The sequence below is a fragment of the Anaeromyxobacter soli genome, from assembly GCF_022808855.1.
Taxonomy (GTDB): domain Bacteria; phylum Myxococcota; class Myxococcia; order Myxococcales; family Anaeromyxobacteraceae; genus Anaeromyxobacter; species Anaeromyxobacter soli.
In genome coordinates this window covers 1-21983 of record NZ_JAKZLF010000040.1, presented here as the reverse complement: position 1 = coordinate 21983, position 21983 = coordinate 1, and the positions used below count along the sequence as shown (strand labels likewise).

The 21983-nt window shown below is 71.2% G+C and carries 30 protein-coding genes, 1 tRNA gene and 1 pseudogene; 9 read left to right on the top strand and 23 right to left on the bottom strand.

Annotation, left to right across the window (positions count from 1 at the left end; translation table 11 throughout):
* Positions 1-67: 67 nt before the first annotated feature.
* Positions 68-478 (top strand): hypothetical protein, encoded by a 411-nt coding sequence (locus MLV88_RS20770; RefSeq protein ID WP_242338158.1) that lies wholly within the window; start codon positions 68-70, stop codon positions 476-478.
* Between the two features lie 9 nt (positions 479-487).
* On the opposite strand, the gene MLV88_RS20765 is transcribed toward MLV88_RS20770, so the two are convergent.
* The 3 genes from MLV88_RS20765 to MLV88_RS20755 are packed head-to-tail and all read right to left on the bottom strand — an operon-like array spanning position 488 to position 3797.
* A complete protein-coding gene (locus MLV88_RS20765) occupies positions 488-1198 on the bottom strand; it encodes an RluA family pseudouridine synthase (protein ID WP_243338601.1) in 711 nt (236 codons plus the stop codon).
* Positions 1195-2514 (bottom strand): M16 family metallopeptidase, encoded by a 1320-nt coding sequence (locus tag MLV88_RS20760; protein WP_243338600.1) that lies wholly within the window; start codon positions 2512-2514, stop codon positions 1195-1197. The genes MLV88_RS20765 and MLV88_RS20760 overlap by 4 nt, the downstream gene beginning before the upstream one ends.
* Positions 2511-3797: a M16 family metallopeptidase gene (locus MLV88_RS20755; protein ID WP_242338165.1), complete on the bottom strand. Its 1287-nt coding sequence runs from the start codon at positions 3795-3797 to the stop codon at positions 2511-2513. Before MLV88_RS20755 ends, MLV88_RS20760 begins: the two co-directional genes overlap by 4 nt.
* A 239-nt stretch (positions 3798-4036) precedes the next feature.
* Here MLV88_RS20755 and MLV88_RS20750 point away from each other — a divergent pair, with 239 nt between their 5' ends.
* Complete coding sequence (locus MLV88_RS20750) at positions 4037-4282, top strand: helix-turn-helix domain-containing protein (RefSeq protein WP_242338167.1); 246 nt, start codon at positions 4037-4039, stop codon at positions 4280-4282.
* A 10-nt stretch (positions 4283-4292) separates the two neighbouring features.
* On the opposite strand, the gene MLV88_RS20745 is transcribed toward MLV88_RS20750, so the two are convergent.
* A complete protein-coding gene (locus MLV88_RS20745; RefSeq protein WP_243338597.1) occupies positions 4293-4535 on the bottom strand; it encodes a hypothetical protein in 243 nt (80 codons plus the stop codon).
* Positions 4536-4648: 113 nt separating this feature from the next.
* Between MLV88_RS20745 and MLV88_RS20740 the strand changes: the two genes are divergently transcribed.
* From MLV88_RS20740 to MLV88_RS20730, 3 genes are all read left to right on the top strand, one after another.
* Positions 4649-6301: an HAD-IG family 5'-nucleotidase gene (locus tag MLV88_RS20740; protein ID WP_243338595.1), complete on the top strand. Its 1653-nt coding sequence runs from the start codon at positions 4649-4651 to the stop codon at positions 6299-6301.
* Positions 6302-6402: 101 nt separating this feature from the next.
* Positions 6403-6498 (top strand) — tRNA-Sec (locus MLV88_RS20735).
* A gap of 716 nt (positions 6499-7214) precedes the next feature.
* On the top strand, positions 7215-7409 hold the full coding sequence (locus MLV88_RS20730) for a hypothetical protein (RefSeq protein WP_243338593.1): 195 nt from the start codon (positions 7215-7217) through the stop codon (positions 7407-7409).
* Between the two features lie 367 nt (positions 7410-7776).
* Here the strand turns inward: MLV88_RS20730 and MLV88_RS20725 are convergent, their stop codons facing one another.
* The 11 genes from MLV88_RS20725 to MLV88_RS24720 all read right to left on the bottom strand — a co-directional run bounded on the left by MLV88_RS20725 (position 7777) and on the right by MLV88_RS24720 (position 13204).
* A complete protein-coding gene (locus MLV88_RS20725) occupies positions 7777-8160 on the bottom strand; it encodes a hypothetical protein (protein WP_243338591.1) in 384 nt (127 codons plus the stop codon).
* Complete coding sequence (locus tag MLV88_RS20720; RefSeq protein WP_243338590.1) at positions 8157-8363, bottom strand: hypothetical protein; 207 nt, start codon at positions 8361-8363, stop codon at positions 8157-8159. Before MLV88_RS20720 ends, MLV88_RS20725 begins: the two co-directional genes overlap by 4 nt.
* Positions 8360-8572, bottom strand: coding sequence for a helix-turn-helix domain-containing protein (locus MLV88_RS20715; protein ID WP_279324357.1), 213 nt, complete (start codon positions 8570-8572; stop codon positions 8360-8362). Before MLV88_RS20715 ends, MLV88_RS20720 begins: the two co-directional genes overlap by 4 nt.
* Before the next feature lie 78 nt (positions 8573-8650).
* Positions 8651-9166 (bottom strand): hypothetical protein, encoded by a 516-nt coding sequence (locus MLV88_RS20710; RefSeq protein ID WP_243338585.1) that lies wholly within the window; start codon positions 9164-9166, stop codon positions 8651-8653.
* A gap of 108 nt (positions 9167-9274) precedes the next feature.
* The gene (locus tag MLV88_RS20705; RefSeq protein ID WP_243338583.1) at positions 9275-10204 is read right to left on the bottom strand and encodes an AbiTii domain-containing protein; all 930 of its coding nucleotides are present in this window, start codon (positions 10202-10204) and stop codon (positions 9275-9277) included.
* Positions 10205-10236: 32 nt separating this feature from the next.
* A complete protein-coding gene (locus tag MLV88_RS20700; protein WP_243338581.1) occupies positions 10237-10911 on the bottom strand; it encodes a hypothetical protein in 675 nt (224 codons plus the stop codon).
* Entirely contained in the window at positions 10908-11456 is a 549-nt protein-coding gene (locus MLV88_RS20695) for a hypothetical protein (RefSeq protein ID WP_243338579.1), read from the bottom strand. Before MLV88_RS20695 ends, MLV88_RS20700 begins: the two co-directional genes overlap by 4 nt.
* Before the next feature lie 73 nt (positions 11457-11529).
* Positions 11530-11775, bottom strand: coding sequence for a hypothetical protein (locus MLV88_RS20690; protein ID WP_243338577.1), 246 nt, complete (start codon positions 11773-11775; stop codon positions 11530-11532).
* Between the two features lie 72 nt (positions 11776-11847).
* The gene (locus MLV88_RS20685) at positions 11848-12330 is read right to left on the bottom strand and encodes a hypothetical protein (RefSeq protein WP_243338576.1); all 483 of its coding nucleotides are present in this window, start codon (positions 12328-12330) and stop codon (positions 11848-11850) included.
* Positions 12327-13061, bottom strand: coding sequence for a recombinase family protein (locus MLV88_RS20680; RefSeq protein WP_243338574.1), 735 nt, complete (start codon positions 13059-13061; stop codon positions 12327-12329). Before MLV88_RS20680 ends, MLV88_RS20685 begins: the two co-directional genes overlap by 4 nt.
* Complete coding sequence (locus MLV88_RS24720) at positions 13058-13204, bottom strand: hypothetical protein (protein WP_243338572.1); 147 nt, start codon at positions 13202-13204, stop codon at positions 13058-13060. Before MLV88_RS24720 ends, MLV88_RS20680 begins: the two co-directional genes overlap by 4 nt.
* Positions 13205-13623: 419 nt before the next feature.
* On the opposite strand from MLV88_RS24720, the gene MLV88_RS20670 reads away from it, so the two are divergent.
* Positions 13624-14562: a BRCT domain-containing protein gene (locus tag MLV88_RS20670; RefSeq protein WP_243338569.1), complete on the top strand. Its 939-nt coding sequence runs from the start codon at positions 13624-13626 to the stop codon at positions 14560-14562.
* Positions 14563-15056: 494 nt separating this feature from the next.
* On the opposite strand, the gene MLV88_RS20665 is transcribed toward MLV88_RS20670, so the two are convergent.
* A complete protein-coding gene (locus MLV88_RS20665) occupies positions 15057-15257 on the bottom strand; it encodes a hypothetical protein (RefSeq protein ID WP_243338567.1) in 201 nt (66 codons plus the stop codon).
* A gap of 112 nt (positions 15258-15369) precedes the next feature.
* Between MLV88_RS20665 and MLV88_RS20660 the strand changes: the two genes are divergently transcribed.
* Positions 15370-15597, top strand: a complete 228-nt coding sequence (locus tag MLV88_RS20660; protein ID WP_243338566.1) for a hypothetical protein — start codon at positions 15370-15372, stop codon at positions 15595-15597.
* 147 nt (positions 15598-15744) lie between these two features.
* Positions 15745-17016, top strand: coding sequence for a hypothetical protein (locus MLV88_RS20655; RefSeq protein WP_243338565.1), 1272 nt, complete (start codon positions 15745-15747; stop codon positions 17014-17016).
* 218 nt (positions 17017-17234) lie between these two features.
* Here MLV88_RS20655 and MLV88_RS20650 read toward each other — a convergent pair whose 3' ends face one another.
* From MLV88_RS20650 to MLV88_RS20640, 3 genes are all read right to left on the bottom strand, one after another.
* The gene (locus MLV88_RS20650) at positions 17235-17900 is read right to left on the bottom strand and encodes a hypothetical protein (protein ID WP_243338564.1); all 666 of its coding nucleotides are present in this window, start codon (positions 17898-17900) and stop codon (positions 17235-17237) included.
* Positions 17901-18139: 239 nt separating this feature from the next.
* A complete protein-coding gene (locus MLV88_RS20645) occupies positions 18140-18619 on the bottom strand; it encodes a hypothetical protein (protein ID WP_243338557.1) in 480 nt (159 codons plus the stop codon).
* A 5-nt stretch (positions 18620-18624) separates the two neighbouring features.
* Positions 18625-18858 (bottom strand): hypothetical protein, encoded by a 234-nt coding sequence (locus MLV88_RS20640; RefSeq protein ID WP_243338556.1) that lies wholly within the window; start codon positions 18856-18858, stop codon positions 18625-18627.
* Positions 18859-19300: 442 nt separating this feature from the next.
* Between MLV88_RS20640 and MLV88_RS20635 the strand changes: the two genes are divergently transcribed.
* Positions 19301-19591, top strand: coding sequence for a hypothetical protein (locus MLV88_RS20635; RefSeq protein WP_243338554.1), 291 nt, complete (start codon positions 19301-19303; stop codon positions 19589-19591).
* 357 nt (positions 19592-19948) lie between these two features.
* Here the strand turns inward: MLV88_RS20635 and MLV88_RS24845 are convergent, their stop codons facing one another.
* From MLV88_RS24845 to MLV88_RS20620, 4 genes and pseudogenes are all read right to left on the bottom strand, one after another.
* The gene (locus tag MLV88_RS24845; RefSeq protein WP_408628806.1) at positions 19949-20440 is read right to left on the bottom strand and encodes a M50 family metallopeptidase; all 492 of its coding nucleotides are present in this window, start codon (positions 20438-20440) and stop codon (positions 19949-19951) included.
* Positions 20437-20730 carry a hypothetical protein gene (locus tag MLV88_RS20630; RefSeq protein WP_243338553.1) on the bottom strand — a complete coding sequence of 98 codons (294 nt, stop codon included), beginning with the start codon at positions 20728-20730 and terminating at the stop codon, positions 20437-20439. The genes MLV88_RS24845 and MLV88_RS20630 overlap by 4 nt, the downstream gene beginning before the upstream one ends.
* Positions 20727-21002 (bottom strand): hypothetical protein, encoded by a 276-nt coding sequence (locus tag MLV88_RS20625; RefSeq protein ID WP_243338546.1) that lies wholly within the window; start codon positions 21000-21002, stop codon positions 20727-20729. Before MLV88_RS20625 ends, MLV88_RS20630 begins: the two co-directional genes overlap by 4 nt.
* Positions 21003-21493: 491 nt before the next feature.
* Positions 21494-21983: pseudogene (locus tag MLV88_RS20620) on the bottom strand (hypothetical protein); the annotation flags it as partial.

Genomic DNA, 21983 nt, shown 5'->3' with positions numbered 1-21983 from the left:
GAGCGCTGCGCCGCTTTCCCGGAGGCGGGTTGCGGGCCGGCGGCCCATCGCTATACTCGCGCGCCCCATGGTCAAGGTCGGCGGCGAGGTCGATGCGTTCTGCACGAAGTGCCAGCTCATGCTCGCGCACACCGTGCACGCGGTGGTGTCGGGCAGGCCTGTGAAGGTCGAGTGCAACACCTGCCACGGCGTGCACCGCTACCGCGATCCGCCCGGCCGCCCGGCCCCTCGCCCCGCGGGCGCGCGGGCGGAGCGCCCGGCGCGAGAGAAGGCGGCGGTCGTCGCCTTCGAGGACCTCCTCGCCGGCAAGGACCTCTCCACCGCGCAGCCCTACTCGCCGAAGCGCACCTACCTCGTGAACGACGTGGTGGACCACCCCACGTTCGGCCGCGGCTTCGTCTCGGCCATCCGCGACGCTGGCAAGATCGAGGTCACGTTCCGCTCGGACGTGAAGCTGCTCGTCCACGGGCGGGCATAGCCCGCGGCCTCACCCCGCCCGCAGCGCCGCGATCGCCCCGGCCATGTCGTCGGGCAGCGGCGCCTCGAGCACGAGCGGGGCGCCGGTCGCGGGGTGGCGGAGCTCGAGCCGCGCCGCGTGGAGCGGGGTCCGCGCGAGGAGCAGCCGCGCGTCCGGCCCGAGGAGCGGGCCCTCGTCGCCGTAGTCCGGGTCCATTGCGAGCGGGAAGCCGGCGTGCATGAGGTGAACCCGGATCTGGTGCGTGCGCCCGGTCTCCGGCAGCGCCTCCACGAGCGCGAGCGCGCCGCCCGCCCAGGGCCTCGGCGGGAAGGCCTCGAGCAGCCGGACCACCGTCAGCGCGGCCTTGCCGCGGGCGTCGCCCGGCCGGGCGGGGCGCATGCGTCCCCGGCGCGCCGGCGCGATGGCCGCGTCGAGGCGCGCCTCCTCGGGCGGCGTACCGCGCACGAGCGCGACGTAGCGCTTGCGCGGCTCGCCCCGGTCGAACGCGAGGTTCAGCGTGCGGTGCGCCTCGGCGGTGCGCGCGAAGACGAGCACGCCGGTCGTGCCGCGATCGAGCCGGTGCACGACCCAGAGCCTCCCGTGCTCGGCCTCCAGCTCCTCGCGCAGGCTGCGCTCGTCGCCCCCGCGACCGGGGATGACGATGCGCCCGGCCGGCTTGTCCACCGCGAGCAGCGCCGCGTCCGAGTGGAGGACGCGGATCCCTCCTCCTTCACCGCTCACACCATCTTCCTCGCGGGGACGACCGACACCGGCCCGAACCGCTCCAGCGCCGGGGCGATCGCCTTCGCCGGGCCGACGGCCACCACCACCCGCCGCTCGAGCGGGAAGTAGCGGCGGGCCGCGAGGCGGCACTCGTCCGCCCCGATCGCGCGGACGCGATCCCGGAACAGCCGGATGTCGTCGTCCGGGAGATCGAAGAGCGCGAGATCCGCGAGCTTCTCGGCGAGTTGGTCGTGCGTCTCGAGGGAGAGCGGGAAGAGCCCGCAGAGATAGCTCTTCGTGCGCTCCAGCTCCTCGGCCGCCGGCCCCTCCTCGCAGAAGCGCGCCGTCTCGTCGAGCGCGACCTGCACGATCTCGCCGGTGGTCTCGACCTTCGTGAAGGTGGAGATGAAGAAGACTCCGCCCGACGCGCTCGTCGCGAACCGGCTGCGCACCCCGTAGGAGAGGCCGCGGTTCACGCGGATCGCCTCCATGAGACGCGAGGTGAAGCCCCCGCCGAGCAGGGCGCTCGCCACGATCCCGGGGACGTAGTCCGGGCTCTTGCGCGGGAACCCCGCGGAGGCGATGCGCACCTGCGACTGCGTGACGTCCGGCTTGTCCACCACCAGGACCCGCGTCTCCGGCGGCGCCGGCGCGCGCACCGGCGGCTCCGCGCCCTCGGGCCCGCGCCAGGCGCCGAAGCGCCGCCGCACGAGCGCGAGCACCTCCGCGAGCTCCACCTTGCCGACGACCACGAGGATCGCCTCGGAGGGCCGGTAGTGGCGCGCGTGGAAGCCGGCCACGTCGGCCCGGGTCGCCTGGGTGAGATCGCGGACGCGCCCCTCGGGCGAGTGGCCGTAGGGGTGATCGCCGAAGGCGGCGGAGAGCATCGCGCGATCGGCGACCACCGACGGCTCGTCGAGGTCATGGGCGAGCGCGGCGACCTCGCGCCGCTTCAGCCGCTTCACCTCGGCAGGCGGGAACACGGGGTGGGTCGCCACGTCGGCGAGGATGTCCATGCAGCGCGGGAGCTCCTCGACCGGCGCCGAGAGGCCGAAGTAGGTCGCGTCCTCGTCCACCCCCGCGCCGAGCTCCGCGCCGAGCGACTCGACGGCGAGGTCGATCTCGGGACCGGTGCGGCGCCGCGTCCCGCGCCGCGCAGCCAGGGCGACGAGGTGGGCGAGGCCGCTGCGACGCGCAGGGTCGAGCGACGAGCCGCCGCGCAGCACGAGCCGCACCGCCGCGAGCGGCACCCCCGGCCGCTGGGCGACGACGACGGAGAGCCCGCTCGGCAGGGTCTCGCGGTGGATGGGCGGTAGGGCGATGGGGGCGCTCACCGCTGCACCTCGGGATCGAGCGCGACGACGCTCCGCCGGGAGGGATCCAGGTACTCGGCGGCCACCCGCTTGACGTCGCGCGGGCCGACCGCCGCGTAGTGCTCGAGCGCGCGTCCCGCCTCGCGCCAGTCGCCGAGGAGCGCCTCGGCCTGCCCGAGCGCGTGCGCGACCCCGTGGTGCGTCGCGAGCTCGTGCAGGACCGAGCTGCGGAGCAGCGCCTGCGCCCGGCGCACCTCCGCGCTCGAGACCCCCTTCGACGCGGCGCGATCGAGCTCCTCCCAGAGCATCGCCTCCGCCCGGGCGCTCTTCACCTTGGGCGTGAGCTCCGCGAAGGCGAGGAACACCCCCGGGTCGATGCGCCAGCCCCAGCCGATCGACACCGACACCGCGACCTCCTCGTCCTGCACGAGGCGGCGGCGGAGCCGCGAGGACTCGCCCACGGCGAGGCACACCTGCAGGACGTCGAGCGCGGCCGAGTCCGGGCTGCGGGCCGCGGGCCCCCGCCAGCCGGCGAGGAGCGCGGGTGCCTGCGCCGGATAGCGCACGACGGCGCGGCGCTCGCCGCGCTGGGGCGGCTCGCCCTGCGGGACCGGGGCGGGCCGCGGGCCCGCGGGGATGTCCGCGTAGTGGCGCTCGAGCAGCGCGAGCGTCGCGTCGGGGTCCATGTCGCCGACGACGTACACCGCCGCGTTGTTCGGGGCGTAGTAGGTCCGGAAGAACGCCTCGCAGTCGTCGCGGGTGATCCGCTCGATGTCGTCCATCCAGCCGATCACCGGCCAGCGGTACGGGTGGGCGAGGAAGACGAGCGACTCGAGCTGCTCCTCCATGAGCCCGAAGATCGAGTTCTCCGTGCGCAGCCGGCGCTCCTCCTTCACGACCTCGCGCTCCTGCTCCAGCGAGTCGGTCGTGAGCCGGAGCGAGCGCATCCGGTCCGCCTCGAGGTCGATGACGGTCTCGAGCGCGTCGGGCGCGAAGTCCTCGTAGTACGCGGTGACGTCGTTCGAGGTGTAGGCGTTCGAGTGACCGCCGCGCGACTCGAGGACGCGGTCGAACTCCTTAGGCCCGTACTTGGCCGCCCCGTTGAACATCATGTGCTCGAAGAGGTGGCTGATGCCGGTCGTGCCGAGCCGCTCGTTGCGCGAGCCGACCTGGAAGAACGTGTAATAGCTGAGCGTCGGCGCGCTCCGATCCTGCAGGAGCCGGACGCGGAGGCCGTTCGGGAGCGTGTGCGCCCTCACCTGATCGAGGTCGAGGACGCCCGTGTGCGCGGGAGGGGTCGCCATGTGCGCGCGCGAACATAGCCGCGGGGCGACTCAGCGTCCATGCGCGCGGCCGGGGAAGCGGGGCGATTCTCGGATGTTGCTGTGAGTGGAGCCCCCGCCGGGAAGGTGCCGCACCCCCCTCGTGTGGAGGCTGGACGCATGGTCCGTGGATCGCGAGGGCCATCTCGCCCTAAAGGAGTCGGTCCTTTTCGCTAGGCCGAGTCGTTAGTATTCCCTCCACCCAGGAGAGCGCGCGGAGCATGGCCAGCAAGAACAAGCCACAGCGTGACCCCCGCCGCGAAGAGCTGCGGCGGCTCGGAGAGCGCGTACGAGAAGAGCGCCGCAGCCGCGGCCTCACGCAGGAGGCGCTCGCCGAGGCGCTCGACCTGTCGGTCGCGTACGTGAGCCTCATCGAGCGCGGCGGCCGCAACCCGCCCTACACCACCGTGGTCGCCATCGCGCGGGCGCTCGGCGTTCCGGCGTCACGGATGGTCGCGGACGAGTAGCCTCGAGCGGCTAGAGCGAGTCGAGCGGCCGCCCGCAGCTCGCGCAGCGCCCGGCGCGCCGCCGCAGCGGGAGGCCGCAGCCCGGGCAGCGCTTCACCTCGCGGGTGCGCTTCACGCGCGCGGCGCGACCATCGCCCGGGGGAGCGCGTCCGGCCTCGAGCCGGGCGATGCGATCCTCGAGCTGCTCGATGCGGGCGGCGAGCTCGGTGAGGGTGAGGCGCCTCGGCACGGTGTGCGCGAGCGTGCCACGCACGCCACCCCGGTCAACTTTCCCGGCGGGCCTGCCGCCCGCCGCCTCGGCGCCGCGAGCATCCGCCCGCACGATCGTTGAGCCGGTGCGCCGGGCGGGTTATCACGGCCTCTGACATGCCAACCGCCAGAGGGGGCGTCCCGGCCGGCGCCGTCGGGCACGCCGCGCCCGCCACACCGACCGCAGGGCGCGCGTACGAGGCGCCCGAGCTCCTGTCGCTGCTCACCACGCCGCACGTCGGTCACCGCGAGGTGCCGCGCGCACGCCAGGTCTTCGTCAACCGGAACCTCCGGATGGACAAGATCGAGGCCGTCGGCTTCGACATGGACTACACGCTCGCGATGTACCACCTGCAGCGGCTCGAGGAGCTCGCGTTCGGGATGACGCTCGCGCGCATGATCTCCGCGCGCGGCTACCCGCAGCAGCTCGGCGTCCTCCAGTACGACCCCGCCTTCGTCATCCGCGGGCTCGTGATGGACAAGCTGCACGGCAACATCTTCAAGATGGACCGGCACAACCACGTGGGCCGCTGCTACCACGGGCGCCGCCCCCTGCCACACGAGGAGCTCCGCCGCCTCTACCGCGACGAGAAGGTCCACCTCTCCTCCCCGCGCTTCGCCTGGATCGACACGCTCTTCGCGCTGCCCGAGGCGAGCCTGTTCGCCGGGATCATCGAGCACCTGGAGGGCGAGGGGCAGACGATCGACTACGAGAAGCTCTGGCAGGACATCCGCGAGTCCATCGACACGGTGCACCGCGACGGCACGCTCAAGGCGGAGGTGAAGAAGGACCTCCCGCGCTACCTCGTGAAGGACCCCGAGCTCGGCCCCGCGCTCCACAAGCTCCGCTCCGGCGGGAAGAAGCTCTTCCTCCTCACGAACTCGCTCTGGGACTACACCGACGCCGTGATGTCCTACGTCCTCGACGACGTCCTCCCCGAGTACCCGAGCTGGCGGAACTACTTCGACGCGGTGGTGACCGGCGCGGCGAAGCCCGCCTTCTTCTCCGAGCGCCGGCCGCTGTACGCGCTCGCGCCGGACGGCGCGCGCGCCGGCGAGGCGACCTCCATCGAGCGCGGTCGCTGGTACGAGGGGGGCGATCTCCCCACGCTGGAGCGGCTCATCGGCATCGGCGGGGACCGGATCCTCTACGTCGGTGACCACATCTACGGCGACATCCTGCGCTCGAAGAAGAGCTCCCTCTGGCGCACCTGCATGGTCGTCGAGGAGCTCGAGGCCGAGCTCGCCTGGCTCGAGAAGAACCAGGACGCGCTCGCCGAGATGGCGCGGCTCGAGGCCCTGCGCGTCCGCATCGAGGACGAGGTCGCGGTGCACCGCTCGGCCCTGAACGCGCTCGACCGGCGCCTCGATCGCGTGGGCGATCCTGCGGAGCGCGAGCGGCTCGAGGCGACGCGGCGGCGCGACAAGGCCGAGCTCGAGGTGCTCCGCCGCGCGCGCCGGGACGCGGACGATCGCGTGCGCGAGCTGGAGCGCGCGGTCGAGGAGGGCTTCAACCCGTACTGGGGGCTCACCTTCAAGGAGGGCCACGAGAACTCCCGCTTCGCCGAGCAGATCGAGAACTACGCGTGCATCTACACGAGCCGCGCGTCGAACCTGGTCTTCTACTCGCCGATGCAGTACTTCCGCTCGCCGCGCGCCGCGATGCCGCACGAGCGCACCGCCGCGACCCGCCTGTCGCCCTGGGGCGACGAGCACGGCGCGCCCCTCGCCGGCGACCGCCCGTCGCGCGTGTCCAAGGCGTCGAAGTAGGCCCGCTCGCGGGACAGAGGCCTCATGCTCCGCGGCGCCCGCGCGCTTCGCCGCGGTGCCGCCGCTTGACGGTGCCGGGCGCTGCGCATAAACCCTTGCGCGGCAGAGCGTCCTAGGCTGGTGCCGGGCCCGGTCTTCAAAACCGGTGGATGGTGCTGAGAGGCGCTGTTGGGGGGTTCGATTCCCCTGCTCTGCCGTCAATCCCGAGTCGGCCGAACCCCGCGCGTCGCCTGGCACTTTCGGCGATCCGCCGTCGTCCGGCTCCGGCGGTGTACCCGTCTCGCTGTACCCGTTCCCGCCCGCGACGACCAGCAGCCGCCCGGGCGCGGCGGCGGCGCTGCGCGGCTCCACCACGATGCACCGGACGGCAGCGCAGAGGCGAGGCCAGAGGAGCGCCGGACGGTCGTAGACGTCGCTCGCGGTCTTCGGGCTCGGATGCGTGATCCGGTCGAGGTCCTTCTCGACCGCGCCGCCGGCGAGCGCGAGCGAGCGGAACGTGGCGCGCGTCTGGTAGTGCCGCTGGCGCGGCAGCTCGAGCGCCTTCAGGTCCGCCCACCACAGGCGGTGCGACATGCCGTTATTCCGCGGCCCGCCCTTCGCGGCCGGCACGATGAGGTCCTCCGGCCCGGGCGCGCGGCCGAACATCCTCGCCCAGCCGGCGGCCCTCCAGAGCCGCAGCAGCTCGGCGAGCACGGGATGCACGGGAACCCACTTCTCGATGTCCGTCTTCGTCGTCTTCTCGATCGCGTGGCGCGTATTGTACGAGGTGCCGACGACGAGCCGGCCGAGGTCGCCCTGGAATGCCGGATCCCAGTCGCGCCAGCGCCGCGCGGCGGCCTCGCCGGTTCTCATGCCGGTGAGGATCTCGAGCGCGTACAGAACGCGCCTGTCCTCGGGGATGGTCGGGTCGCCGATGAGCAGCCCGACTTGGTCCGCGGTGAGCCCGCCCTCGCGCGTGCGCGACACGGTCACGCTCCGCGGGAAGTCCCCGCGGGTCCACACGCACGGGGTCACCGGGATGAGGTCCCGTTTCGCGGCCTCGCGGAACAGCGCCCGGCACGTGGCGGCGACCTTCCGCACGCTCGCCGGCGCGATGCGCTCCCCGTAGCGCCCGCGCTTCTTCGCGAGGTCCGCGATCCACGCGAGCATCCGGGCCTTCGTCACCTCGGTCAGCCGAAGCGCGCCGAGCTCGGGGAAGACGTGGTTCTCGAGGTGCCCGAGCTCGTGGACCCAGTCGAGGATCTCGCGCGCCTTCCGCGCGTCGTTCCAGTCCCGGCCCCAGCTCTCGACGGTGGGCGCGCTCGGGGCGCGCGCGACGTTTTCGCCGGCGGGGTGGATGCGCTCCCATTCCTCGAGGAACGCCTCCGCCTCGCGCCGCCTCGCCGTGCCCGTACTCACGCGCTTCGGGTGCTTCCGGCCGCGGACGATGAACTCGACGTAGAACACGCGGCCGCGCTTCCTGAGCCACGCCATCGCTACCGCCCTCCCCTCGTCTTCCCCGCGCGCTCGCGCGCTCGGGCCCGGGCGGCCTCGAGGTCCACCGGCTCGGTCTCCGACGCCGCCTTGCCGCTCGCCTCGAGCGCGACGAGGACCTCGTCGACGGTCACGAGGTAGCTCGGACGCCCCCCGTCTCGGACCTCGCTGACGACACGACGTTTGACGAGGCCGCGATGGATGAGACTCCGGATCGTGTCCGCGGAGGGCCGCCCCTTGAACCGGCGCGCCGCCTCCTCCGGCGAGATCAGCTCCGGCGTCGCCGGCGACGTCGGAGCCGCGGCGCCGCGCGCGGCGAGCTCCTGGCGCACGATCTCGCGCACGGCTCCTGCTAGGGATGGACCGAGCACGGCCTCGGGGCTCATGCTGCCCTCCGCGACGCCGCCGGGTCGCTGGCGATCGACCGGAAGCCGAACGAGACTACGGGATCCAGCGCGCCCTCGGCGGTGACGCGCAGCGCGGTCCCGTCGAGAACGATGACCACGGTGCCGGGGGGCGCGTGCGTAAGGTCCCGCGGCGTCAGACCGTGAGCCGTCAGCGCGCGCGGGTCGATCGGGAGGGCGATCACGGCCGGAGCTCCTCGACGCTGACGCGAAGGACCTTCGCGACGGCGCGCGCGGTCCGGTCGGACATTCGCTGTGGAGCCTTCTCAGCCCAGTACAACGTCGCGCGCCCGATGCCCGCCTTCACGGCGAGCTGCTCCATGCTCATGCCGGCGCGGAGCCTCGCGGCGCGCAGCGGGCTCAGGGCGTCAGGCGTAGCGTTAGCGTTATTCATGTTGCCAACTTTGCCGCCCAACAACCGAAACGTCAACGATTACCGGCACTTACGCGTCAAGTACGGACGCATATTCCCTTAAGAAGCGAGCAATTCCGATCCGTTGCGCGTTGTCGGAGACGGCCGCCGAAGCCGCCACCTGGGGAGCGTCGGGTAGCAGCGCCCCGCGAGGACGTTCGGCAGCGCCAGCTGCCCGCGACGCGCACGCTGGAGGTCACGGCGCTCGGCGTCCGCCTCGACGAACGACAGGATCTCCTCGCCGAGCTCCTGCAGCTCCGCGCCGAACTCGCCGCGCCTGGACGCGGCAGCAAACGCCAGCATGCGGCGCGCTGCGGCGCCGTAGAGCACAAGCCCGCCCGACGCGCGCGCGGGGGCCTCGTGCTGCGGCGATGGCGGCAGCTGGCTCGATGCCGCCCGCGTGCGCGTGGCGATGAAGCGCTCGGCGCTCCTGGCTGGGATCGGCGTCGCGCCGGTGCCCAAGTAGCGGTCTGTCTCGACCCATGCGCCGTCGGCGAGCTCGTGCACACGGCCGCCCTCGCGCTTCACGAGCACGCGCGTATGAGTGCCGGTCAGGAAGTACGTTGCGCCTGCCATCGTTACGGCTCCTCGTTGCTCGCGACCCGCTCTCGATCGGCATGCGCTCGTTCTCGTCGACGAACGCGGGGCCCTGCTCCTCACGCCTCTTCCTGTGCCAGCCGCCGTTTACTGCCCGACGCGCTGGATCAGCGCGGCGATCTCCGGTCTCGCCATCACGTGCAGAATCCCGGAGGCGATAAGACCGCCCGCCGCGTTCTCCGCGATCGCACGGATGCTGCTGAGAACGCGCCCGAGCACGGAGACATCGGGCGCCGGCCGCCTGATCTCTTGGCGCAGTTCAGCGACGTCGCGCTCGAGCCGTCCACGTTCCGGTTCGGACAAGCTCATCTCGCCCGCGTGCTGTTCGATCTGGCTGGCGAGCTGCGTAAGGGTTTCGACGGTTGCGGGGCCGACATGCGTCGCATGAACCGTCGCGCCGCCGCTTACCGACCCGACGTTGCCAGTGAAGGGCCCGCCGACTACGACGTTGTACATCACGGTCGACGCGGCCTCTCGGTCGCCGCGTGAGAACGACCCTGATTCCTCACCCCGCACGCCGGCCCTCCACAGTGCGAGAGCCCAATCGAGCGCGCGTGTGCGAACTGCGTCGAGAATCCCGACGACGGTACTTCTCTCGACGGCGACGCCGGCTCCACCGATCTCGAACCCAACGCTCCGCTCGATGTCCTGAATCAGGGCGCTAGGGTACGGAACCACCAATCCGCCTTCCGAGGCGGACTGACGCGCGAGTTCTTCGAGTTCGGAGATGCGTTGCCGTGCCCGGTGCCTAGACATCAGCTCGCGACCATGGGAGTCGTTGACCATGAGGGGGCACCACCCGACCATCGGATTCAAGAATTGCGGCCTCCCCCTGATGACGCGATACGCGGGGAGTTCCGCGTCCTCCGGATACCCGCTGAGCTCATGATCGACCCAAGTTACAGCGTCCTCCTTCTCGAGCATCACGGCCGCGACCTTCAATTTGCGAAGGAGGCTCGCGACGGAGGTGGATGAATCGAGCGCTTCCCGCTGCAGTTGCTCGAGTAGTGAAGGCATTTCGAGTCCCCGTTGTCAGCGAGCCGTTCGGCTCACAGGCGAAACGCCTTGTTCAGTGTCTCCCGCCGCCGCAGACGAGCTCGAATGCGCGCGACGAGGGTCGAGTCCTCGTGACGAGCGATCCGTCGGAGGGTCTCCTCGCCACGTGCCTGGATACGGCCGCGCGCTTCCCGGAGCTCTGCGACGTTCCTCCGAAATCGCTCGTCGGGTGATCCGCCACCGGCTGCGCGCAGCTCGGGCTCCGCGTCCAGCCGGAAAGAGATCTGGCTGTAGATCCCATAGGCCGCGTTCAGCGACTCAATCTCTAGAGGGACCAGGTACGCGCGGGCTCGCCTGGCGGCCTCGTGGAGCCCCTCGCGATACGCCTCGATCTCCGTTCGGGCGACGCGTAGGAGCCGCGCCGTCTCAGCGATCAGGGCAGTGCGGTCATCGGAGGGCGGCCCGGCGACCGGGCGGACGGCGATCTCGATCATCGAAATCCAGTCGCCGAGCTTGTCGCAGAACATCAGCAGCCCCCCGAGAGCTTCAGCGGCCGCCTCGCCGCGGCGCTCGTCCCTCTTCTCGACGCGCCAACGCTGAACGCTGAAAACCGCGAACAGGACGCCGGCGACAGTGGCGACGTTCGCGCCGGCGTCGCTCGATACGAGGTCCACCAGCGCGCGAACCGCGTTCACGGCGGTTGCCGCCGCATCCCGCAGCAGGGTCACGTCATCCCCTCCTCACGTTCCGCTGCGCTGCTCCGCCGAGTGCGAGATCGACGGGCGATCCGGTACCGCCCGACGTCTCGCAGGACGGAGCCTCGGTCGAGTAGTGCGCGAGCATTCGCTGCGTACCCGTCGAACCGCGCGCACATCTTGTCGATGATCGGGTCACTCAGCCGCTTGTCAGTCGCGCCGACCGGTGCCGCATCGGTGCGGAGCGCCTGCCAGATCGGCTCGGCTTCCAACAGCAGCTTCAATTCGGGCTCGTCCAGGTACACCGAGCTGGACTCCACAAGCTGGCGCAGATCGTTCAGCGCCTCGCGGGAGCTCCTCTGGCCCAGTTCGTTGTGCGACCGATATAGCGCGAAGTCCTCACCCGCAAAGGGGCGGTCCGAGCGGTGGCTCACGAGGAACGCCGCGCAACCATCCGCCCAGAACGCGAGCGAGTCACACGCGCGGCTCAGCGCTACGTACGCCCGCCCGGCGGCCTCTGCACGCCTCTCGTCGAGGCGCTCCCTGCGCCAGCGGTTCACGCTGACGACGGCGAACACGAGGCCACCTAGGGTTGCGAGCCCCCCGACGGCATCACCGAGCTGCGCCCACTTCTCGAGACCCCACGCCACCTCACCGACTCCGCTTCTCGAGCCATTCGTCGATGGCCTCGCGGACGAGGGCGCTCGCGTCAGGCCTCGCTGTCTTGCGCCCGGCGATCACGTCCGGGTCCTCGTCCGCGATCTTCTTCGCCTCGACGCGCAGGCTCTCGAGCTGCGACGGCTCCAGCGAGAACATAGTCTTGACGAATCCCCGATAGAGCGGCGAGCGCGGCCGCACCTCCTCAGCCGCGCTCCGCTCCTGTTCGGTTCGCTTCACGCTCGCCTTCTTCACTCGCTTCATCGGCATCCCAGTAGGCTAGCATGCCGCCCCGACGCGGACGTCCGCGCGCTAGCTCGCCCACGACGCGCGGCGCCTCGCGGGGAGCCCGCCCCAAGGGTGCTGGTACGAGACCGGGGCGCCCCGCTGAGCGAGCACCTGGTCCCGGCGGTCCTCGGCCAGGTTCGCCCCCACGCCGTAGAGCGCTGTCAAGATGCGGCCGGCCTGGAACGCGGCCAGAGCGACGGCGCGCAACGTGCGCGGGTCCGTGGGGTCCTTGCGGAGCAGCGGCGTCAGCTTCTCGATCTCGCGAAGCGCGTGGCGCCTCCCGCGTGCGAGCCGACGCGCGTTGTCCGAGGCCCGGCGCGCGGCGGCCGCCTGTCGGACCTCCAGATCCCAGCGGTCCCGCTCGATCCGCTCCCGCAGCTCGGCGAGTCGGAGCCCGTGCGCGCGCGCCAGCTTCCCGAGCGCCCGGGGCCGCGTGTCGGGGTCTCGGTGGAAGTCGCGCCGCGCGGCGGCCCAGGTCTCGGGAGTGGGGGTCGTCTTCGTGGTCATGCTGCTCTCCTTGGATCGACCGCCGGCGCCGCCGGGGTCGGGTTGTGCCGCGCCAGGACCTGCGCGACGGTTTGCGGCTGCCAGCGGCCGCCGCGTTTCGTGGGGCGCCCCTCGGCGACGAGTACCACGCAGATGTGTCGCAGCGAGCGGCCCGCGTCGCGCAGCTCGCGGATGCGCTGCGCGGTCGCCTGCTCCTGGAGGTCCGGGGTCCAGACCCGTCGCCCCTCGGCGTCCGTCTCCGTCGTGCGCCGCCACCCGAGCGCCTCGCCGCCGATTCGGACGCCCTTTGCCTTCAGGTGCGCAAGCGCGTCCCGAGTCCGTTCGCCGATGGCCTCGCGCTCCCACTGACTCACGCTCGCGAGGACGTGAAGAACGAGCCGCCCGCCGGCGGTCCGCGTGTCGACGGAGTCCGCGATCGAGAGGAGTGAGAAGCGGGCCGCGAAGTACGCCTCCACGAGTGACCCCAGGTCGCGCACGGACCGGGTGAGCCGGTCGAGCTTCGTGACGAGCAGCGCGTCGGCGCGGCCTTCGCGCAGGTCTGCGAGCGCCGCCTGTAGGCCGGGCCGGGCGAGCGTCTTCGCCGACACCCCAGCGTCCTCGCGGATCGCGACAAGTCCCAGGTCGGACGCAACGGCGAACGCCTGCAGCTTCGCGCGTTGCGCCTCGAGCGACACGCCCTCCTCCGCCTGGCCGTCGGTCGAGACACGGATGTAGCCGACGGCGCGGATCACGCTGCCTCCCCGAGCTTCGCGGCCCGGGGGCAGCCGAACGCGAGCGCCAGGCTCGTGAAGGGGCCGACCCACACGCCGCCCACGTTCACCCGCCAGGCGAGGGCGGCGCCGTCGAGGACGGCGGTGAAGGCCGCGCCGCGCACGATCACGTGCTCGGGCGCGCCGGCCGTATGCCGCCACGAACGCCGCCGCCTCCGCCCGGAACTCGCTGAACCCCTTAGCCATCGCTGCCTCCGGCGCCGGCTACCCGACATTCCGGGTAACTGGCTATCCAGTAGGCTAGTGGCAAGCGGGCCGAACGTCAACACCCCGCCCCCCACGCTGCCGGAGGCGCTTCGGTGGGCTTGCCCGTCATCAGGACGCACGTCCCCGTGACACACCGCCGACGCGATGACACGCGTCAGCGCCGAGACAAGCGGCGAGTGTCACCAGAACGGGGCGGGCGGGCGGCGTCCTCGACGCCCACGGAGCGGGTGCGGCGTCACGTCGCCCTGAGCGGCGGTTTGGTGCGGGGATGATCGGGGGCAAGCGCAGACGTGTTCCGCGGGGCTACGCTCGACTCGTGAACGACTCCGACCACGCCCTCAAGTACGACTCTCGCGACTTCCTCAAGTTCAGTGTCCGCCAGGATCGCGAGCGAGACGTGAACGAGCTCGAAGGGCTCATTCGCGGCATCGCTCTTGATGGACGGATCGTCGCCGCAGAGGCGATGGCTCTCAACCGGTGGTGCTTACGGGAACGGAACAGACCCGACGGCAGCCTCTTCCGCGAGGCTCGTGACCGCGTCCGCGAGGCAGTCTCCGACGGCATGCTGGACGACGAAGAGCGCGCAGATATCCTGCATTTCTGCGAGCTGCTGAGAAGTCCGTCGGCGTTCTACTCGGTCGCAACCGCAGACATGCAGCGGCTCCACGGGCTTCTCGCGGGGATCGGTGCCGATGGCGTCGTCAACGACGTAGAACTGAGTGGCCTCAGCGAGTGGCTCGAGAATGCGGAGAACCTGAAGGGCACGTGGCCGTATGACGAGATCGACAGCGTCGTCACGCACGTACTCGCTGACAGGCGCATCGACGCCCAGGAGCACGAATTCCTGGTGGCGTTCACTCAGGGGTTCCTTGACTCTACGAGTGATCTCGTGCTCGAGACGCCGTTCGACGAGACACTCATTCGCTTCGGGATCTGCGCATCGCAACCGGAGATCACGTTCCAAGAGAAGCGATTTTGCATAACGGGAAGCTCTCCCCGCGCCTCCCGTCGGCAGATCGAATCGGTCGTCGCACGACTCGGCGGGATTCCGCATCCGCGAGTCGTGAAGGATCTCGACTACCTGATCGTCGCTGCCGAGCGCAGCCTTTCGTGGGCATTCTCGTGCTACGGCCGGAAGGTCGAAGCGGCGATGCAGCTTCGCCGCAACGGAGCCTCGCTCGCGATCGTCCATGAGACCGATTTCTGGGACGCGGCCGCAGACCGCGGAATCCAGCCGCCCTCCTCGCTTCGGTAGACAGCGACGAGGCCGCGCCGCATCCACGATCCGTCAGCGATCAGCGGTGGCCGAGACGATCGGCGGCCCCGCCGCATCGCCTCCACGCATCTTCCGGAGCCCGCTCCAGGCCGCACTTGCAGGACGAGCGAGGCGTCAGCGCGACAGTCGCACCGTTAAATCGCCCGGCCCGATGACGGCGCTCGTGCTCCGAGTCGTGATGGACATCGAGGAGAACACACGGCCGCCAATGGCAGTCGCCGCGAAGCCTCAGCCCTGGGGTCCGCCGCGCGCATGACGATCCACGCGCGGGCCGCGCGGCCACGCGTTCGGCAGCGCGGCCCCTGTCGCCCCGTGGTGACCCATGCCGTTCGCGAGATCGGCGAACGCCGTCTCGACCTACGCCCACGGAGCCTCGCGCGTGATCCGAGGCGCCATGGGCGTGCCAGGCGGGACGCGGCGCACGTCCAGTACGACGCGGCGGAGGGCGAAAAGGCGCCGCCATCCGTGGCCGTCTAGGGGTTCCGCAGCCAGGCGCAGATCAGCGCGATCTCGCGTCGCACGCGAGCGTCGGCGTCGCTGCCGTAGCCCCGCTCGATCTGGTCCGCATACTCGCGCGCCTCGCTTGATCCGCGCCGGTGAGAGAAGCTGTCACGCGACACCTGCGAGAACTGGTTCAGCAGGTCACGCATGGCAGGCATCAAGTCGTCGGGCATGGCGCGAGACTACCTCTCGATGCCATGAAGGTCACGTGCGCGCGTTCACCATCTGGGCGGACGATGAAGTACTGTCAGTGCCATGCGCTATACGGACTCAGGGGGCAAATAGATGGCACTGGCACTGTTGACGATAGATGACCTGGCGAGGATTGCTGCCGCCGGGGGCGGGTTCAGGATTGATGGTAGCAGGCGCGCCGTTGATGATCTGGCGCGCCTCGCAGCTGCCGCAGGCCGCGGTGGCGGGAGTGTCACGATCACGGGCCTGAAGATGTATTCGGTCGACGACCTGGCGCGACTCGCCGCAGCAGGCAAGGGACACGTGATCCTGGAGGACTGAGCGGCGCCCGACGGGGAGGAGCACGTCAAGGACGGCGCGGGCGAGAGGTCATCATCACGCCACGCGCCCGGCCCGGATTACGACGCCCCATCGAAAATGTTCCGCGGCGAAACGCGGTATCCTCGCCGCTTCTCCACCGGAGGTTACGTGGCGCTTCGAGCGACTGAGGTCTTCACTCCCAACGACTTCCCGACGCACACGTACGTGGCGCGTCCGGCTGAGACGCTGGAGCAGCGGCTCGCTCAATACCTAGAGGTGCCGAAGCAGGTCATCTCCGTTTCCGGTCCTTCGAAGTCGGGCAAGAGCGTTCTCATCGAGAAGGTCGTCGGGCGCGAGAACCTGATCCCGGTGTTTGGGGCGGGAATCTCTCGTGCGGACGAAATCTGGGACCGCGCCTTGGATTGGATGGGCGTACCCGACGAAGTGGCGCGCGCTCGAACGACGGGGGTTTCAGGAGAGGTGAGCGCCGAGGCCAAGGGGAAAGCGGGCATCCCGTTCGTTGCGCAAGGAGAGGCGGGGGGTTCGGCGTCCGTGGGCGCGTCGCACGAGCGGTCGCGGCAGGAGACGTACCGTCGGCGCGGACTCCAGCAGGTTGCGAAGGAGATCGCCGGAAGCAGCTTCGTCGTCCTCCTCGACGACTTCCACTACATCGAGCGAACGGTCCAGGGCGACGCCGCGAGGCAGATCAAGGAAGCCGCGGCGGCGGGCATCCGTATCATTACTGCATCCGTGCCCTACCGTGCGGACGACGTCGTCCGCGCGAATCCTGAGCTCCGGGGGCGGTTGTTGTCGTTGGATCAGTCGTATTGGTCGCCCAGCGACCTGATGTCGATCGCGCAGGTGGGCTTCGGGAAACTGAAGGTGAAGCTCGACGATGCATCTATCGCGCGGTTCGCGGCTGAATCTGCCGGCTCGCCGCAGCTGATGCAGGTCATCTGCCTCAACGCGTGCTTCGAGCTCGGCGTGGAAGAGGAGCTTCACGACACTGCGGAATACCCGGAGTCACCTGAGCGACTCGTCCGCATCTGCAAGCGCGCTGCCCTCGTAACGGACTTCCGGTCCCTCGTGAGCGCGCTGTTGGATGGCCCGAGGACACGCGGCACGGAGCGGAAGACGTACACATTCCACGATGGCTCGACCGGAGACGTGTATCGAGCGGTCCTCAAGGCCGTGGCGTTGGACCCGCCGCAGCTGTCCTTCAAGTACGACGAGGTCGTTCGCCGCACGGCGCAGCTCTGCCACGGCGATGCGCCCAGCGGGTCCAGTATCATCGGAACTCTGACCCACATGACGAGGATTGCGGACGAGAAGTCGCCCCAAGACCGCGTCATGGACTGGGATGAGCAGAACCTCGACATGCCCAACCCATATCTTCTCTTCTACTTGAGGTGGTCTGGTCGGCTCGACGAAGGGCGGTGAAGATCGACCTGTTCCCGAGCCGCAGGCAGGGGAGCGCGCCGGCACCATGTTCTCGCGGTAGTAGGCTTCCGGACCGAGGCGCCGCGTGCATGCGGCGCACTCATTCTCGTCACGAGACCGAGCGTCGCGCTGACGCCTCGGCGAACACCCCGTTCCGCTGACGGCACCGCACGCCCGTCGCCTGCGCCGCCGCGACGATCTCCCGGCGCGGCGGTGCTCTACGCGATCGGGTTCCGGACCACCGCGATGGAGAACGCGTACCCGACCGTGAGCACCGGCGCGACCCACGTGGACCCGTCCCACCGCGGTCCGGCGCCGATCGTGAACCCGTTCACCGTCTTGTTCGTGACGCGCTGGACGAACCACGCGTTCTCGCACTGGACGAGCACGGCGTAGTCCGTGTCGGGCATGGGCGTCGAGAACGTCACCGAGATCGCCGTCTCGGTGTTCGTCGCTGTGATCCCGTCGCCATCGTAGACCGAGCAGGCGCCAGCGTTCACGTCGCTCGTGCCGAGCGTGGCCCAGGCGAAGATGCGCCGCAGCGACGCCGCGAACGCGGTCGCCGCGGAGTCGCCGCCGTCGACGTACGCCTTGTTCGCTACGTCGTCGCCGGCCGCGGGCGCGAGCGGCGTCGCGAGCCCCGCCTGGAAGGTCTGCTTCGCGGTGAAGGTCTGCGCCGCGTCCAGCAGCACGAGCGCGGAGTCGCGCAGCCACTTGATCCACTGGTAGACCGCCCACTGCCACCAGTTGAAGTAGCTGGCCGGCGGGGCCTGGTTCGCAGCCCAGCCCGCGTCCTTCTGGGCACCGTTCGGCTCCACGATGTCCGCGGAAGGGGTTCCGTCGAGTGCCTCTGCCCAGCGGGCGGCGTTGGTCGGTTTCACCATTTGTCAGCTCCTCGCGCCGGCGAGCATGCCGGCGTCGTAGACCGGCACGTATCGCCCGGGCGCGCGCGACGGAAGGCTGTGCTCCGATGAAGAAGGGCGGGCCGCCTTGCGACGGCCCGCCCCGGAGGAACGCGCTCCCGAGCCCGCCCCGAGCGCGGGGCCGGCGCAGGGGGATGGTGGACCCTCCGCGTCGGCAATCCTCGGGTATCACCCGGCGCTTGCCGAGCGGAAGCGGCCCGCTACTCCTCGTCGTTCGGGACCGCGTAGGCGGAGCACGCGAGCGGCGTCTTCCACGCGTCCTCGGCGTCGCGGCGCGCCTGCTCGCGAGCCTTCTCGGCATCCGTGGCGGGTCCGCCGCCGCGGCGCGTCGCTGCGACCGCGCAGAGCCGCTCGCGCGCCGCGCGGTGCGTGGCGTCGCGCTCCGCATCGTGGCGCGTCACCACCGCGGCGTCGGACCGCCACGCATTCTCCGCGTCCAGGATCATGCGCGCCCGCGCCGCCTCAGCGCCCGCAGGGGCACTCGGCGCGGTCGCGTCGTGCCGGTCGACAGCGGCCCGAAGAGCGGCGTCCAGGTACGCGTCGCTCGCCCCGACGGTGTCCAGGGTCGGAACGACGCGGGCGAGAACGCTCCGGATCACCTGGCGGTCGTCGACGCCGTCGAGCCTGGCGTCCGCGCCGAGCTCCCGACGGGCGATCGTTTCGATCTCGGTTCTCGTCATCGCCATCACTCCTCCGCCACAGCGGGCAGGTACTCCCGATCCGGGATCTCGTCGGGGAGCACGCCCGGGATCACCCGGAACAGGCCCTTGTTCGCGGTGACCCCCGCCCAGCGCGATCCGCGAGCGCGATCGGCCCACGCGCGCGACCGGCCCATCGCCGCCTCGATCCTGTTCGCCGCCTCGGCGAGCTTTCGAGCCTCGCCGATTCGCGACCGGATCCGGCGGTAGAACTCCTCCACCTCCGCCGTGACCGCCGCGTCTTTCGCCTGGAGCTGCTCGTCCAGGTCCGCGACCTGCAGCGCTTGATGTCGCGCTCCGCGCGCGCCGCGTTGTCCCTCGCGCGCCCGAGCGCGGCGGCGGCCTTCTCGACGCGCAGCTCGAGCGCCTCCCTGCGCCCGCGCGCGGCGTCGCGCTCGGCGACGAGCTTCGCGAACGCGGCGTTGTCGTCGGGGTCCGTCTCGCGGACCTCGCCCCCGAGCCGTTCGATCTCGGCGTTCGTCTCGGCGAGGCGCTGGGCCTCGCGATCGTGCGCCGCCGCTGCGCGCTCGAGGTCCGCGCGCGCCGCCGCCAAGTTCTTCTCTGCTGTGCTGATCGGGTTCTTCGCCATGTACGCGTCCTCCATGGCGTCCCACGTATCGCCCAGGGCTGCGCGCCGGAAGCCGCACGCGATACGTGCGGGGCATGTGCCTCGAACCGATCAAGGCGCTCGCCGCCGAGCACCTTTCCCGCAGGCTCGCAGCGCTCACCGCAGTCGCGAACGGGATCGCCCCTCCGACGGAGGCGGCGCCGACCGAAGGCCGGTGGTTCGCGGCCGTCGGGTGGCTCACCGCGGACGAGCTCGGGGAGCTGCTCACGCTGCTCGATCGCGCGACGGGCTCGGGCCCGCCGCTGCACGGCTGCACGCGCATCGGCGAGCTCATCGAGATCGCGGAGCAGCGGCGCAGCACGGGTCAGCCGCCGCTCAGCCGATAACTGGCGTCAGCTGGACGGGGTCGATCGGGCGTCCCCGGCGGGGCGCTGCGTCTCCGTCTGCGTGCTCGTCGTCTCGTTGACGCGCTCCGGGAGCGGCGGCGGGCGGAACTCCTCGAGCGCACCGGCGGCGTCGCCGCGCAGCTTCCGCAGGCCCCGCGCCTCGATCTGTCGGACGCGCTCGCGCGTCAGGCGAAGCGCCTGGGATCTCCTGCAGCGTCGCGCCGCCGCGATCTGCGACGTCGAGCGCGCACGTCTCGACGAGTTCCTCGAGCCTCGCTCCGCGTACCTCGGGGAGCAGGTGGTAGCGGCAGCTCGTCCGCGGGCACGGCCGCGGCAGCGCCGCGCACTCTCTGCGCGTCATCTCGCTCGCTCCACGATCGCCGATGCGCGTGACCCCTCGATCGCGCCTTCCGTCCGGAGAACGCTCGCGAGCGCCTCAACGGCGGTCCACCGGCGGACGAGCAGGTCGACTGTCCTGGGCCACCTCCAGGTAAGGAAGCTCAGCTCCCCTCCCGGTCCGCAGGCGCGACGCGCGGCCGCGAAGTCCGTTGCCGCGCCGCCGCACCGGGCATCGACTTCCGCGAAGCTCAGCGAACCGAGGCCGACGACGACTGCCTCACCGGCTGCCCCGGCGAGATGGCGCAGGACCGCGTCCCGGCGCGACCGCGCCGCCGGTACATCTCGTGGAGGACGGAACCGTGTGAGTCCTCCGCCGTGCGGGCCGACCGTCATAGCCCCGAGTTCGCAGCCGGTAGCGAGCGCGGCGACGGCGTGCCCTGCCTCGTGATACGCGGCGAGCTCGCGAAGCGTCGTCAGCGCGCCGGCGCGAGTGCGAGGGAGGTGGCTCAACGGCGCGCCTCCGCCTCGGCTCGCCGCGCCTCGGCGCCGGCGAGGAGCTCCTGGGCGCGCCGAGTCTCCTGCTCCGTCAGCGGCGCCACGCGCGGCCGCCGGCGCCGCGGCATGGCGGCGCAGTTGTGCGCGCCGCAGTGGGCGCAAACGTCTTCGCCCTCGCCCCCGAGGATTGCCTCGAGCTCGTCGAGCTCGGCGTCCGTCATGAACGGCAGGAGCGAGGACGAGCGAGCCGGGCGACTCGCCTCGAGCTTTGCGACGCGGCTGGCGTGCGTCCGCGGCGGGCTCACGACGAGAGCCTCCGCTCCTCCCGGCCGCGCTCGGACGCCGCCTCGAGCGCCACGAGCCGCGACTCGATGTCCGCGTTGGCGATCACGGTGACGAGAACGTGCAGCACGTGCGCCATCGCCCGGGCGCGCTTCACCTCGATCTCGTTCCCCTCGAGGAGCGCGTAGAGGTCCCGGAGCGCGGCCTTCACGTTCTGCGCGGTCGCGAGGCGCCGCCGGTAGCGCCTCCGCGTGTTTTTTTCGCCGCCCTGGCCGTCGTCTTCCGTTGTGTCCACGTCGTTTCCGCCTCTCGGGCGTGGTCGCGAAATGCGTGAAAGCGCCGTCGTTCCGCCGCCCAATCCCGCGTATCGCTCATCGGAGCGTGGCACCAGAGGTCACGCCTCTCCGACCCTGGTTCTTGTCGGGTCGATCCGGACGCGGTGGCGGCGAGGGAACGCTGCGCTCGCGCTTCTGCTGCCAACGGCTGCGCTCCCGTTCGCGCTGGCGGTCCGTCTTGCGCCGCTGGGTGGCTACGACCGACCGGGTTGCGGGAAGGATGTGGATCCCCATCGTCGTTCCTCCGTCGCGCTAAGCGCTAACGTCGTCGCGGTTGAGCTCGCTCCAGTGGCGCGGCGCTCCCCGTGCAGGTTTCGCCTCTGCCGCGCGATCGGCAGGGCGTGAGGGGGTCGGGTGCGGGTCGGGCGTGATCGCCGCTGCGGCGGCCGCCTGCGCGGCGCGGGCGGTGATCGCGCGGATGCGCTCGAGCGCGGCGCGCGTCTCGGTGTGCTCACCGGTTGTGGTAGCGGAGCTCACACTCGCCCTCCTGGAAAGCGTCGGCCTTTGACGGGATCCCCACTCCGACGCGGATGTCGCGGATACCCAGCGCTGGGCGCTTCGCCGTGTAGGCGTTCCACTTCCGCGCGAGCTCGTGAATCGTGTCGCATCGGCGGAAGCCGACTTCACCAAGACCGACGCGCCACCGGCGGTCGACTTCGCCGAGCTCGCCGCCGGAGAGCCGCAGCAGCTCGGCGATCGCCTTCGCGTCTCGACCACCCTGGAACCCGTAGGTTCCGCCGCACAGCTCGCGGAAGCTGGCTTCGAGCTGTTCCTGCAGCAGGCGGTGACGTGAGTCCGGCTCGCCGCCTCGCGTCGCGCGCCGCCCCGGGCGCGCCGGAGCCGCAGGCGACGGCGACGGCTGCTTTTGCGTGTTCAGTGTTCCCGTGTTCCCTTGTTGAATGGGGGCGGGTTGCGGGGCGGCTCCCGGGGCGGGAGACGGG

Bases quoted from the DNA above. Each gene is read 5' to 3' on its own strand.
- MLV88_RS20770 (WP_242338158.1), top strand. From the start codon at position 68: ATGGTCAAGGTCGGCGGCGAGGTCGATGCGTTCTGCACGAAGTGCCAG.
- MLV88_RS20755 (WP_242338165.1), bottom strand. From the start codon at position 3,797: ATGGCGACCCCTCCCGCGCACACGGGCGTCCTCGACCTCGATCAGGTG.
- MLV88_RS20750 (WP_242338167.1), top strand. From the start codon at position 4,037: ATGGCCAGCAAGAACAAGCCACAGCGTGACCCCCGCCGCGAAGAGCTG.
- MLV88_RS20740 (WP_243338595.1), top strand. From the start codon at position 4,649: ATGCCAACCGCCAGAGGGGGCGTCCCGGCCGGCGCCGTCGGGCACGCC.
- MLV88_RS20730 (WP_243338593.1), top strand. From the start codon at position 7,215: ATGAGCAGCCCGACTTGGTCCGCGGTGAGCCCGCCCTCGCGCGTGCGC.
- MLV88_RS20725 (WP_243338591.1), bottom strand. From the start codon at position 8,160: ATGAGCCCCGAGGCCGTGCTCGGTCCATCCCTAGCAGGAGCCGTGCGC.
- MLV88_RS20715 (WP_279324357.1), bottom strand. From the start codon at position 8,572: ATGAATAACGCTAACGCTACGCCTGACGCCCTGAGCCCGCTGCGCGCC.
- MLV88_RS20710 (WP_243338585.1), bottom strand. From the start codon at position 9,166: ATGGCAGGCGCAACGTACTTCCTGACCGGCACTCATACGCGCGTGCTC.
- MLV88_RS20705 (WP_243338583.1), bottom strand. From the start codon at position 10,204: ATGCCTTCACTACTCGAGCAACTGCAGCGGGAAGCGCTCGATTCATCC.
- MLV88_RS20685 (WP_243338576.1), bottom strand. From the start codon at position 12,330: ATGACCACGAAGACGACCCCCACTCCCGAGACCTGGGCCGCCGCGCGG.
- MLV88_RS20665 (WP_243338567.1), bottom strand. From the start codon at position 15,257: ATGCCCGACGACTTGATGCCTGCCATGCGTGACCTGCTGAACCAGTTC.
- MLV88_RS20660 (WP_243338566.1), top strand. From the start codon at position 15,370: ATGGCACTGGCACTGTTGACGATAGATGACCTGGCGAGGATTGCTGCC.
- MLV88_RS20650 (WP_243338564.1), bottom strand. From the start codon at position 17,900: ATGGTGAAACCGACCAACGCCGCCCGCTGGGCAGAGGCACTCGACGGA.
- MLV88_RS20645 (WP_243338557.1), bottom strand. From the start codon at position 18,619: ATGACGAGAACCGAGATCGAAACGATCGCCCGTCGGGAGCTCGGCGCG.
- MLV88_RS20635 (WP_243338554.1), top strand. From the start codon at position 19,301: ATGTGCCTCGAACCGATCAAGGCGCTCGCCGCCGAGCACCTTTCCCGC.